Annotated in this window: 10 protein-coding genes; 6 read left to right on the forward strand and 4 right to left on the reverse strand. The window is 59.8% G+C overall.

The genetic code is table 11. From position 1 onward, the window contains the following. Window positions 1-95: 95 nt before the first annotated feature. The 6 genes from ribH to ACKVY0_RS30665 all read left to right on the forward strand — a co-directional run bounded on the left by ribH (window position 96) and on the right by ACKVY0_RS30665 (window position 5,951). On the forward strand, window positions 96-599 hold the full coding sequence (ribH, locus tag ACKVY0_RS30640) for a 6,7-dimethyl-8-ribityllumazine synthase (protein WP_409218694.1): 504 nt from the start codon (window positions 96-98) through the stop codon (window positions 597-599). A 4-nt stretch (window positions 600-603) separates the two neighbouring features. Beyond that, window positions 604-1,047 (forward strand): transcription antitermination factor NusB, encoded by a 444-nt coding sequence (nusB, locus tag ACKVY0_RS30645; protein ID WP_409218695.1) that lies wholly within the window; start codon window positions 604-606, stop codon window positions 1,045-1,047. Beyond that, window positions 1,047-1,892 carry a signal recognition particle-docking protein FtsY gene (gene ftsY, locus ACKVY0_RS30650; protein ID WP_409218696.1) on the forward strand — a complete coding sequence of 282 codons (846 nt, stop codon included), beginning with the start codon at window positions 1,047-1,049 and terminating at the stop codon, window positions 1,890-1,892. The genes nusB and ftsY overlap by 1 nt, the downstream gene beginning before the upstream one ends. Before the next feature lie 160 nt (window positions 1,893-2,052). After that, window positions 2,053-3,462: a MotA/TolQ/ExbB proton channel family protein gene (locus ACKVY0_RS30655; protein ID WP_409218697.1), complete on the forward strand. Its 1,410-nt coding sequence runs from the start codon at window positions 2,053-2,055 to the stop codon at window positions 3,460-3,462. A 35-nt stretch (window positions 3,463-3,497) separates the two neighbouring features. After that, complete coding sequence (locus tag ACKVY0_RS30660) at window positions 3,498-4,406, forward strand: hypothetical protein (RefSeq protein ID WP_409218698.1); 909 nt, start codon at window positions 3,498-3,500, stop codon at window positions 4,404-4,406. Window positions 4,407-4,412: 6 nt separating this feature from the next. Beyond that, complete coding sequence (locus tag ACKVY0_RS30665) at window positions 4,413-5,951, forward strand: hypothetical protein (RefSeq protein WP_409218699.1); 1,539 nt, start codon at window positions 4,413-4,415, stop codon at window positions 5,949-5,951. Between the two features lie 20 nt (window positions 5,952-5,971). Here ACKVY0_RS30665 and ACKVY0_RS30670 read toward each other — a convergent pair whose 3' ends face one another. The 4 genes from ACKVY0_RS30670 to ACKVY0_RS30685 form a co-directional block, all read right to left on the reverse strand. Next, window positions 5,972-7,408, reverse strand: coding sequence for a UTP--glucose-1-phosphate uridylyltransferase (locus ACKVY0_RS30670; protein ID WP_409218700.1), 1,437 nt, complete (start codon window positions 7,406-7,408; stop codon window positions 5,972-5,974). Window positions 7,409-7,453: 45 nt separating this feature from the next. Further along, window positions 7,454-8,776 carry a DUF1552 domain-containing protein gene (locus ACKVY0_RS30675; RefSeq protein WP_409218701.1) on the reverse strand — a complete coding sequence of 441 codons (1,323 nt, stop codon included), beginning with the start codon at window positions 8,774-8,776 and terminating at the stop codon, window positions 7,454-7,456. Further along, window positions 8,773-11,121, reverse strand: a complete 2,349-nt coding sequence (locus ACKVY0_RS30680; protein ID WP_409218702.1) for a DUF1592 domain-containing protein — start codon at window positions 11,119-11,121, stop codon at window positions 8,773-8,775. Before ACKVY0_RS30680 ends, ACKVY0_RS30675 begins: the two co-directional genes overlap by 4 nt. 75 nt (window positions 11,122-11,196) lie before the next feature. After that, on the reverse strand, window positions 11,197-12,549 hold the full coding sequence (locus tag ACKVY0_RS30685; RefSeq protein WP_409218703.1) for a Gfo/Idh/MocA family protein: 1,353 nt from the start codon (window positions 12,547-12,549) through the stop codon (window positions 11,197-11,199). Window positions 12,550-12,628: the final 79 nt, after the last annotated feature.

Raw genomic sequence — 12,628 nt, forward strand, 5'->3', positions numbered from 1 at the left:
ACAAATTATGAAGTGCTCAGTGCTCAGTTTTCATTCCAGGCTCGTTGCTTGCATCCTGTTAATCCTTCCTGAATCCCGTTAATCCTGTCACAAGAATGTCCAACGCCGCCTCCAGCCGCCCACGTCCCACCCAGGAGCCGATCAGCATTGCGATCGTCGCTTCATTGTATAACAACACCTTCGTTCAAGGCTTGCTGAATGCCGCGAAGGAAGAAATCGAAATCATCGCGCCGAATGCTTCGGTGGATGTCTATCGCGTGCCCGGTGCGTTCGAAATTCCCGTTTGCACCGAACTCGTGCTGCGTGGCAGTGCCCCTGATGCCGTCATTGCCCTCGGTGTCATCATCCGTGGCTCCACCGAGCATGCCGATCTCGTCGGTGCTTCCGTCACCGATGCTTTGCAGCAGATGGCGGTGCGGCATTGCATCCCCGTCATTCATGAAGTGCTGCTCGTCAGCAGCGAGGAGCAGGCGGAGGAACGCTGCCTTGGCACCACCATCAACCGCGGCACGGAAGCCGCCCAAACCTGCGTCAAAATGATCAATCTGTTCGGTAAAATGAAGGCCAGCTTTGCCGGCGAACCCATCGACCACGCCTAACCTCATGGGAAAACGCCGCGACGGCCGCGAAGCCGCCATTCAATTCCTCTTTGCTCGTGATCTTCAGGGTGAATCCAAACCCGAAGACGCCGATGTGTTCTGGACGCTGCACAGTGCCAAGACCTCCACCCGTGCCTATGCCGAAAGCCTCATCAAAGGCGTCATCGAGCATCAAAGTGAGATCGACGCGCACATCATGAGCATCGTCGTAAACTTCCGCATCGAACGTCTTGCCGCCGTGGACCGCAATGTCCTCCGCCTTGCATCCTACGAGCTGCTGTACTGCCCCGACGTGCCTGCTCCCGTCATCCTCAACGAGGCCATCGACATCGCCAAAGCTCTCAGCGCCGGTGAATCCGGGTCCTTCGTCAATGGTGTGCTCGACAAGCTTGCCAGGGCCTTGCGGCCCATTTCAAATCTGAAATCTGAAATTTCAAATCCTGACTGATGGCCGGTTTCTTCAAATCCCTCCTCCAGCGCTTCACCAAGCCCGACATCGACTGGGATGATCTCGAAGCCTCCCTCATCGTCGGCGATCTCGGCCCGCGTCTCGCCTTGCAGATCGTCGAAGACCTCAAGTCACGTCAGCGCACGCTGCATGGAGCCGACATCGTGCAGGTCACGCGTGAGCATGTGCGGCAGATCCTTCCGGCTACGATTCCAGCGCTCGATCCCATTGCCGGAAAGCCCAAAGTGCTGCTCATGGTCGGTGTGAACGGCACCGGCAAGACCACCAGCACTGCCAAACTTGCCCACCTCCTGCATAAGAACGGCCACAAGGTCGTTCTCGCCGCCGCAGACACCTTCCGTGCCGCCGCCGTCGAGCAGCTCACGGTTTGGTCCGAGCGCTTGAAGATTCCTCTCGCCAAAGGCCCGCAGAACAGCGATCCCGCCTCCGTCTGCTTCGAAGGCTACGAACTCGCCCTCAAAACTCAAGCCGACTTCCTCATCTGCGACACCGCCGGGCGTCTCCACACGAAGCACAACCTCATGGAGGAGCTGAAAAAGATTCACCGCATCCTCGGCCGCAAAGATGACACCTCCCCGCATGAGGTTCTGCTCGTCGTCGATGCCACCACCGGCTCCAACGCCCTGCAGCAGGCCCGCGAATTCAACAAAATCATCCCGCTCACCGGTCTCATCGTCACCAAACTCGATGGCAGCGGCAAAGGCGGCATCCTCGTCGCCATCCAGCAAGAACTCGGCGTCCCCACTCGCTTCATCGGCCTCGGCGAACGCGTCGAAGACTTCCAGTCGTTTGATTCAAAGCGATTCGTGGAAGAACTGCTGTAAGGCCGTGGTGATGGCATGCCTGTTGCCGCTGAAGTGAATTGACCCCAAGAAAGTGCTTGGCGATGGAGTGGCCTTTCCGCTACGTACTAGCCACACTTCTTTAAATTTTAATTCACCCTGGAGGAAATCATCCGTGACGTTCAAATGCCCATCCTGTGACATGCAGCTCAAGGCCGAGCCCGAAATGGCCGGCAAAACCGTCCGCTGCCCCGGCTGCAACACGAAGCTAAGCATCCCTGCCACCACCGCACCACCGCCGCCCACGGGTCTGCCTGCGCCATCGGGTTTGCCCACGCCCAGCAATATTGCGCCACCGCCGGACAACGATGCCTTCGGCGCCGAATATGAACATGGCGAGTCCGCTCCGCCGCCAGCGGCAGCACCGCCCCCCACGCCACAAGGCGAACGCGGCGGGTGGGAGGAGACCGACCCAACGAATCCCAACAGCCTTCTCAGCTTCAGCATCGGCTTCGTGCTGTTTCTGACCTGGGTGGGCATTCTGTATCCGTTCAATGCACCGGAAGGCACCTCGCCGGCGGATTACACCGGCATGCAGTTCGTGGCGTCGTTGTTCTACAAGCACATGCTGGTGAGCTTCACGAACACGCTGTTCTTCACTTGGTCGATGGCGATCATTTATTTGAAGTTCCAGAAGCTGCGGCATCAGCGCGAGGCCTTGCTGCTCGACGTGCTGCCGTGGGAGATGGGCGCGGAGGTCAATCGCGACAACGTCGGCCAGTTCATCGACAACCTCTATAAGCTGCCACGTCGTCTGCGCGACAGCATGATGGTAAACCGCATCCGCAAAGCGCTGGAGCTGTTCGAGGTGAAGCAGAACGTCGGCGACGTGACGAATATGCTCTCCAGCAATTCAGACATCGACAGCATGCGCATCGGCGGCAGCTACTCGCTGCTCAAGGCCTTCCTGTGGGCGATTCCGATCCTGGGGTTCATCGGTACGGTCATTGGTCTGTCTCACGCCATCGGCGGGATGAATTTTGGCAACATGACCGATCTCAGCCAGGTCACCAGCACGCTGGGAAAAGTCACCGGCGGCTTGGGCACGGCCTTTGATGCCACGCTGCTCGGCCTCGTGCTGGCGATGACGCTGAACTTCCCCCTGAACGCGATGATGAAGTCGGAGGACGACAACCTCAACAACATCGACTCGTTCTGCAATGAGGTGCTCCTGCCGCGTCTCAACGACGGCGGCAGCATCGCTGGCGGCGACACCGCTGGCATTATGGACACGCTGGTCAAGGCGGTGGCGAACGCGCAGAAGGATTTCCTCGTCGATCTCAACGCCCTGTCGAAACAGGTCAAAGAACAGGCCGACAATCTCGACAAACGCGCCGCCGCGCACCAGGAACGCGTGGATACCGAGTTCGCCACCGCCTTGAACCGCATGCGTGATGACATGACCAACGCAGTGAAGGACAGCGTGAAGACCACCACCGACTACACCCGTGCGCTCGCCAGCGGCATCCAGTCTTTGAACACCCTGCTTTCTGAACTGGGCGGCAAGCAGATCCTCATTCACCAGGTCAAAAAGAAGGGCTGGTTCAGTTGACTGCCCGCCGTCTGATTTTTAACTCCTGAATTGTTATGGCAAAGCGCCGTCATGCCGCAAAGGACGAGATCCTCTTGGTCCCGTTCCTGGACATCCTGTGCTCGCTCATTGGCGTGCTGATCCTCATCATCGTCGTGCTGTGCGTCTCACAGACGCAGCAGACGGAGGGCCGCACGGAGGAGGAAATCCGCATGGCGCAGGAGGCCAAGCGCATGCGTGAGGAAATCAAGGTGACCAAGGCGCAGGAGATCGTGCTCAAGGAAAAAATCGCCACGCTCGACGAACTGCAGAAGCAGATCGACGAAAAGCAGCAGCGCTACATCAAGCTCTACAAACTGCTCTCCACCTCCAAGGACATCCAGGAGGCCAACCTCAAGATCAGCCAGAAGATGCAGAAGGAGCTGGATGGTTTGCTGCTCGAAATCGAGGGCATGAAAAAACAGCAACTCGACAGCAACAAGGAGATCGCGCTGCTCATGGCCGAACTCAAAAAACGCGAGGTGCCGCCGGACAAAAAAGTCCCGCCGGTCATCGTGCAGCCTTCCGGCAGCGGCATGCCCGAGGACACCAAAGTCTATTTCGTTGAGGCCAGCGGCGGCGCTTTGAAAATCCTCAGCGCCTGGGGCGAAGACTACCGTCTCAGCGCCACCGCCGAGGTCATCGTCGCCGACGTGGCGTACAATCATTTCCTCACCGAAGTGGCGAAGAATCCGAAGTCGCTCGTACTGTTTCTGATTCGTGACGACGGCCAAGGCGCTTTCAACAACGGCGCTGGCCGTGCCGACAACGAATACAAGGTGCGCGTCGGCAAACTGCCCATTCCCGGCCGTGGCGTGCTCGATCTTGCCATGTTTGATAAATTTCGCGGCAAAATCCCGCCGCCGCCTGCTGCGGTGCCCGCACCACCCGCCACACCGCCTGCGGTGCCGAAGAAAACCACCTGACACACCATGTCGAAACGCAAACACGAGGAGCAGGAACTGCCGTTCGTCGCCTTGATGGACACCATGACGAACGTCGTCGGCGTTCTCATCATCGTGCTCGTCATGGTCGGTCTCAGCGTGGCCAACGTTGTGAAAAAAGTGCTTTCTGACCTGCCGCCGGTCACTCCTGAGGAACTCAAGGAAATCACCCAGCAGGTCAAAGAGCTGCCCAAGCTCCAAACTCCCGAGGAGATTAAGGAAAAGCAAAAACAGGCCGAAGCCGCACTGAAAAAGGCCATCGAAGACCTCAAGACCGTCGATACCTCCGAGATGCAGTCGAAGATGAAGTTCATGGACCTCGATGTCTTCAAGAAGCAGCTCGAAGATCGTCAGAAGGAGCGTGAATTGGCCAAGGCGGAGACCGACAAGATGCTGCAAGAGCTGGAACGCTTGAAGGCGCTGCTCGATCAGACGCCGGTGTTCAAGCCGCCGCCACCGACCTATGTGCGCCTGCCCAATCCGCGCCCGTATCCTGAGAAACCGGTCGAAACCCGCATCCTCGTCGCCAAGCAGGGCGTGCTCACTTTCAATCAAACCAAGTTCCTGCAACCCATCCTCGACGGCATGGAGAAAGTGAAGTCGCAGCTCGAGTTCCAGAAGGTGGAATACCCGCCCTTCGCCAAATTGCTCGAAGGCATTCTTGGTTCACCTGCCAATGCGCAGAAAGCCTGGCCGGAAATTGCACCGCTGGTCGATCGCGTGCAGATGGAACTGGCCGCGCAGGCTTACAAGGTGTTGTCAGACGGCGGCATCGTTCCCACGAAACAACTCCTCGCCGCGCTCACCGACATCGCCGTGCCGACACGTCAGACCGTGCTCGTCGTTGCTGAAGCCGTCGCTGCCGCTGCGAAAGGCGATGTTTCCAAATGGGTCAAACTCGATCCCTCTCGCGATCCCGTGAAGCCCGTGATCAAAGCCGTCGCCGCTGGTGGCAAGATCACCTTTTCATGGGGTGCATTGTCCAAGGAGGTCAAGGCCACGCCGAAGGATGTCACCGACTACTTCCACGACCTCGGCAAGGTCAAAGGTATCGAGGACGTCAGCAAGGCACGCACCATCTACGATGCCACCCGCATCCAGGCGCTGCTGCAACGTGCCGCCGCGAACCCGCTCATCGCCGGTGCGTATGCCATGGAGCCGAAAGTTCTTCCCGCGTCGCCTTACGTTCAACTCGCTCTCACACCGAAAGGCGGCGGTGGCGAGACCATTGAAGCCATGAAGCAGCCCAACTCCGCCTACATCCGTCTCATGCGCGACATCAAGGCCGACCCCAACGGCGTCGCCGTCTTCCAAGTCATGCCCGATGCCTTTGCCGCCTATCTCGAAGCCCGCAAGATCGCCGATGAAGTCGGTGTCGCCGCCACCTGGGAATTTCTCGCGAAGCTAGATCTCGCCTTGAATGTGACCGGCTACGAAGTGCAGCGTTTAGCCCCCACCGCCGCCCGTGCCAAAGCGGGCACTGCTGCGGCAGTCACCATCGCGCCGCCGAAGCGCTCGCTGGATTGAAGTGTCTTCAAGCTGCCAAGTCAGTCCACGCTGATCTGGCCTTCATGCACACCGGCTTTCAGCTTCACCGCAGCGTTGGTGTGATTGTGAATCACGGCATCGCCTTTGAACACAACACCCGCGCCGCATTCGATGGGTCCATGTACCAGCAGGCTGCGGCAGTGCAGCAGACTCGGTGTGTGCGGGAAGTTTTGCTCCAGGCCATCCACCAGCTTGCAGAGCTTTTGATCGAGCTGGAGGTGCGGTGGCTGACCATTGCGGCTGGGATGCAGGCGCAGGCAGAAGTCCTCGGTGAGTTCGTAGGCATCGGAGCGCACGCACAGCAGGTCGCTGGTGGTCTTCACCGGCGCGAAACGCACGCGCGACACTTCGATGGCGCCCGCGCCCTCGAAACACTCGATAGCGGCCCCCATCGCTGTCTCCACTTGGATCACCGCAGGCGAGCTGCTATCGCGTGGATCAACCGTCTTTTTGTTCATGATCGGCGGCAGCGGGATGAGGCCGTCGTTTGCTTCAAGCGCGGTCTTGAGTGCCTGGAGATCGATCCACAGGTTGTTCGTGTTGAAGTAGCGATGCAGGTCGATGTTTTGGAAGTGACTCTCGTCGTCCTTCGGGCACTGCGCGGACTCACGCAGCAGGAAGCGTCCGTCGCGCAAACGCACCGCGAGATGCCCGCCCTTTTTGTCCGACTCGGTGCGTCGTGTGACCTCCATGGCAAACGGCATGCCGCTGTCCACGAACCACGCGAGGATCGCGGGATCAAGCGTGGCACCGAGGTTGTCTGAATTCGACACAAACGCATAGCGCACACCGCCGTCGAGCAGACGATCTAGCCAGCCAGAACCAACTAGGCACGCATAGATGTCGCCATGACCCGGCGGGCACCACACTTGGTCGGGATTGGCCGGCCATGCCGCAGGTTCAAGCGAACCGGCCAGCACCTTCGGCACCTTGTTCTGCATCAGTTCCCACGTCTCGCTTCCGCCCAGTTGTGGGAAACGCGCAGCGAGATGCGCGACCGTATCCGCCGAGGTGCTGAAGCTGTTCATCAGCATGAACAAAGGCACTTCACTGCCGGTCTGTGCGCGCATGCGGAGAATCTGCCGCGCGATCAAATCGAGAAATGTGTCCTCGCCGCGCACCGGCAGCAGTGACTTCGCCTTCTCCAAACCCATGCCCGTGCCGAGGCCGCCGTTGAGCTTGATGAGCACGGTTTGCTTGAGCAGAGCCGCCGCACGTCCGGCGTCCGGCGGTGTGAGCATATCGGTACAAGGCAGATCCTGCGCTGCGGCAATGGTGGCTTCCGGGATCATCCCCGTCTCACCGGCCAAGAGTGCCGCATAGCTGCCACGAAAGGCGCGGATGGCAGACTCGCTCAGGCCAGCGGCCTGCATTTTCTGGCGAAAAGGGGCAAACGACGTTTCGATGCTCTCGGGGCTGCGGGTTGGATCGCTCATAGGGCCGCAAGGCTAGAGGAACAACGAACTGAGGCAAATGATGATTCACGCTGCCAGATTCAAAGCTCCACCATCGCACAACTCCGCCTTGCCGAACGTCTTCAAGCCAGTGTGACCCATCGCGTGCGCGACGGACATCCAGAGGCGGTTGTGCGCCGCTTTGTCGAACTTCAAAGAGCGGCCCATCTTGAAGCCGAAACCGCCGCCGACCATGACGTAGGGGATGTTGTCCAGCGTGTGGCTGTTGCCTTTGCCGAGTTCGTTCGTCCACACGAGCAACGTGTTGTCGAGCATGCTGCCGTTGCCCGCCGGTTCCGGCGTTTCGCTGAGGCGTTTCGCCATGTAGGCGAATTCGCCGGCGAACCAGGTGTTGATCTTCATCAGCTTCTCGTAGCTCTCTTTTTTGTCATCCGGGTCATGCGAGAGGCTGTGATGCCCTTCTTCGATGCCCAGCCAGCGCATCTGCGCCATGCCCACGCTGCGCATGTATTGCAGCGTGGCCACGCGCGCCATGTCGTTGGCGAGTGAATTGACCAGCAGGTCGATTTGAATGCGGCTGATCTGCGGGGTGTTGTCGTTCACCAGTTCGATGCTCGGGTCCACCTGCGGCACGGGATGCGACAACTTGCCCTGCTTGTCCGCGTCGGCCAAATCCTGTTCCAGTCCACGCACCAGCGTCATGTGCTGATCGAGCAGCGCCTTGTCACGGGCGCTGAGCTTCGAGGAAACGCGCTTCAAATCATTGCGCACGTCATCCAGGATGCTCACGAGGCTGTCCTTGTCCTTCATCTTGCCATAGACCTTCTTCAGCACCTGATGCGGATCATCAATCGGCGCGATGGGCTGGTTGCCGCCCGCATAACTCATCCGTGTCCACGGATCAGCGCGATCCGGCACCGCGACGCCGAACTCCAGTGATCCAAAGCGCGTCTTCGTCTCCGCCCGGCTCTGGAGGAAGTTTTTGATCTCTTGGTCGATCGAAATGTTGCTCGCCCAACCCGCCGGATTGCCACCGCCGCCCATGATGTTGCCCTTGAGCAGTTCATCGCAGGTCAAAAGGCAGCTCATGCCGCGCATGTGGCTGTCGCCATCGCCCTTCACTTTGTTGGCGATGCCATGCAGCACCAGCATGCGGTCTTTGAATGCCTCCAGCGGCTTGAGGATTGTCTTGAAGCCAAAATTCGAGCCTTCCTGATCCGGCCAGAACTCATTCGGCAGCGTGCCGTTCGGCGAGAACATGATGATCAACCGCTGACGCTTCTGCGGCGCCGGTGCGCCCGTGATGCTCGAAAGTCCGGTGAGGAATGGCAGAGCCCCGGCGGAGATGCCGAGGTCGCGGAGAAATTGGCGGCGATGGAGGTGTTTCATGGGGGAGATGCGGTTTGAAAGGACTTCACCTCGCTCGCGAGCGTGGCGATCTCGAGAATCAGCTTCTGGATGCTGCAGCCGTTGGCGGCGAAGGATTTTTGCAGGTCATCGAGCACCTTCGGCCCATACGCGGTGGGGTCTTGTTTGATGAGATGATGGAAGAGATGGCGGATGAAAGCGCGGTGGCCGCCAGGGTTGGCGGCGACGTAGTTCACGATGTCACGCGGGCCAGTGAGGCGGACCAGCTTGCCCTCGTGCGTGGTGAACTCGCTCACGGCGTTCACGGGTTTGTTGTTGTCCTTCGTGCGCCAGCGGCCCACGGCGTCGAAGTTCTCCAGGCTGAAACCGAGCGGATTGATCATGCTGTGGCAGCTCATGCAGGCGCCGCTGCGGGTGAGTTCGCTGATCTTCTCGCGCATGGTGAGCTTGGGATTGAAGTGGCTGTCCTCGAACACCACCGCCTTCTGCGGCGGCTTGAGCGACATGCCGACGATGTTGCGCGTCAAAAACACGCCGCGATGAATCGGTGACGACTGCTTCGTGTAGGCGAGCGCGGCCAGCAGATACGGATGCGTGACGACTCCCGCGCGTTGTTTCGGGTCAAAGCCGACGCGCTGGAACGCCTCGCCGGTGACGGGATGGCCGTAGAACTTGCCGAGACGCTCATTCATCAACAGATAATCGGCCTGGAGCAGCTCGCGGTAGTCGGATTTCTCGCTCCACACGACCTCGTCGATGAATTGCAGCAGCGACTCACGCAGATCAGCGATCAGCTCGGGTGTGAAGTCGGGGAAGATTTTCGGATCCTTGCTGGCACCCTCGGCACGTTCGAGTTCGAGCCAGTGATGGAAGAAGCCGTGCAGCTTGGCCTTCGTGCGTGGATCCAGCAGCATGCGTTGTGCCTCGGCCTTGATTTGATCACGGGTCTTGAGTTTCCCCGACGTGGCGGCCTGCGCGAGTTTTTTGTCGGGAACCGAATCCCAAAGCGTGAGGGCGAGACGCGAGGCGATCTCGAAGTCATCCGGCGTTTCACCCTGCTGGAGGTTCGGATAAAGAAACTGCGGCGATTTCAGCGCGAGCAACACCACCCGCTTCACCGCCGTCTCAGGTGATTTGGCGCTCGCGAAGTGCGATTCGACGAAGAGCTGCTTCAAATCATCGCTCAAAGGCCTGCGGAAGGCGGCCTCGACGAAGGTGTTTGCGAATTTGCGCAGTTTCTCGCCGCGATCCGTCGCTCCCGCCTTGGTTTGCGCGAGTTCGCCGAGGTTTTCGACAATGTGTTCGGCGGTGGCGATGGCGGCATCCGTCACCGCCTGATCCCAGGCTTTGGAAATCGTGGTGCCGCGTGCGTAACCGCCGCTGCTGTCATCGGCGGGGAACTCGGTGTTCACGATCATGAGTTCGCGCGGGCGGTCCGTGCGCATGGCATGCGCGGGGATGAGTTCCTTGATGCCATGCGGCGGCTTCCACCACAGCTCGATGGACGCGGACTTCTCTTTGAATTTGAAATGCTCCAGCCGCAGATAGTAAGCGCGTCCGCCGACGAGGTAGATGCTTTTCTTTTCCTCCCGCACCTGCGGTCCGGCGCTCACCCAGCCATCAATGAGCGCATCGCCCTCGGCGGTGTCATTGATCCACAGGCGGAAGCCGTTCTCTGACTTCACCGCGAACTCATACACGCCGGTCTCGCGGGCGACGACGCTACCCTCGAAGCGATTTTGAAACTGCTCGGCCTCCAGCACGGCCTTGTCAGGACTGTCCGGCCCCCAATGGAAGGAAATGACCGGCTCCACCTTCTCGATAGTCTTGTTCGGGCGCTTGGCCTTGATGCCGTTCTTCGGCGTCGTGTCCACGGCCTTCTCACCCGGCTTGGGCAGCTCCACACCGCGATAAAACGCCTTCAGGCCCTGCTCGGCATTGATGGGCCGGTCAAAACCCGGCCCCATGCGAAAGCGACCGATCACGTCCATCACGCTGTTGCGGAACTGGTCGATGGTCAGGCGGCTCAGCTCCTTCTTCGGCGGATTCAGCCGCGCCTGCGCCGCTGGCGAGTAAAACGCATCGTGCATGTAGGCCGCGACGAGCTTGGCATCCTCGGCGGTCGTCTTCTCCGGGTCATCCTCCGGCATCGTGCGGTCGATGTACTTCGCCAGGGCCTCAATCGACTTCTCACCGGTCAGCGGTTCGTCATACTCATCCTCCACACCCTGCCCGCGATCACCGTGGCACTCGGCGCAGAGCTTCTTATAGACGATCGCGCCAGGATGCTCCGCCGCAAAAACGTACGGCGTGAGCAGCCACGGCAGAAGCCATGAAACTCGAAAGTAGGGGGATGGGGCAGCCATGTGGGGGATTAAAGTGGCTGAAAACATAACCCCGCCACAGCAGTCCTCTTTCACGCAATCATTTCGCCGGGAGGATCACAAGCTCCACCCCTCGCGATACTCCGGCGTCAACAGCGCAGTCGCTTCCGCGTCGTTGGTGAATTTCATCGCGGCGTTGTCCCACTCAAGACGCGTCCCGCTGCGGCGCACGGCGATCATGCCGAGCAGACCGATCTCGCTCAAGGAGCCGCCGTATTCAAAGCTAGAGCCAGCGGGCCGGTTCTCGCGAATGGCGTTGAGCCAGTCGTGCTGATGATTGCCCTTCGGCACACGCGGGATCGTCTTCTCCGGCATCTTGAAGTCCTTCATGCTGGCCTCGGGGATCAAGCGCACACCGCCTGCACCGTGCGAACCGTGCATGATCTTGCCTTTGTCGCCGATCACCACTGCGCCGATGCCGACGACCTTGCGGTTGTCCTGCTTGAGTTCCTCCGGTGCAGGGATGCCGAAGTCGCCATCGTGCCAGATGAGCTTCACGGGGCCGCGTTTGCCCTTCGCGGGGAACTCATAGGTGATGCGCGTGCCCTTCGGGTAAAACGCGGCGTGTTTGACCGGATCGTAGTCCTTGGTCTCCGCTGTGATCGCCGTGGGCATGCCGAGATCGAGCGCCCAGAAGGACGGATCGACGACGTGGCAGATCCAGTCGCCGATGCAGCCGCTGCCATAGGCCGAAAAGCCGCGCCAGCTAAACGGCACATACGCGGGATTGAACGGACGCGTCTTCAGCGGCCCCTGCCACAGGTCCCAGTCGAGTTCCTTCGGCACCTCGTGCTTCTCGGTTTGTATCGCCTGTTGTTTGCTGATCTGGCAATACACATCTTTGAAGGCATCGCAGCCCGCGTGAATCTCCGACACGTTGCCGATGGCCCCGGACTGCACCATTTCGACAAACAATCGGATGCTGTCCGATGAGTGCCCCTGATTGCCCACCTGCGTGATCACTTTCTTCTCCAGCGCCGCCTTCCGCATCGCCCGCACCTCCGCGATGGTGTGCGCGAGCGGTTTTTCGCAATACACATGCTTGCCATGCCCGAGCGCTGCCAGCACGGCGACCGCATGAGTATGATCCGGTGTCGCCACGAGCACGGCGTCGATCTCGTTGTTCATCGCATCGAACATCTTGCGGAAGTCGGTGAAGCGCCGCGCCTTTGGAAACTTCGCGAAGCTCCCCGCCGCACGGTGCTCGTCCACATCACACAGCGCCACGATGTCCTCGCCTGCCATATCGCCAAGATCGGCCGCGCCGCGCCCACCAACGCCAATCGCGGCGATGCGGAGCTTGTTAGCGGGTGTTTGAGCCGTGCCCTGAGCACGCAGGACATGCGCTGGGACAAACTGAAAACCAAAAGCAGTGGCGGCGGAGGTGGAGATGAAGGAGCGGCGTTTCATGGCGAGATTAGAAGTCTGTTGCAGCGCACTTCTTGCAGTCTGGTGCGCGAGGGAGCAACAAACAAGAACTTGCCTGACG

It is taken from the genome of Prosthecobacter sp., assembly GCF_046154365.1.
Taxonomy (GTDB): Bacteria; Verrucomicrobiota; Verrucomicrobiia; order Verrucomicrobiales; family Verrucomicrobiaceae; genus Prosthecobacter.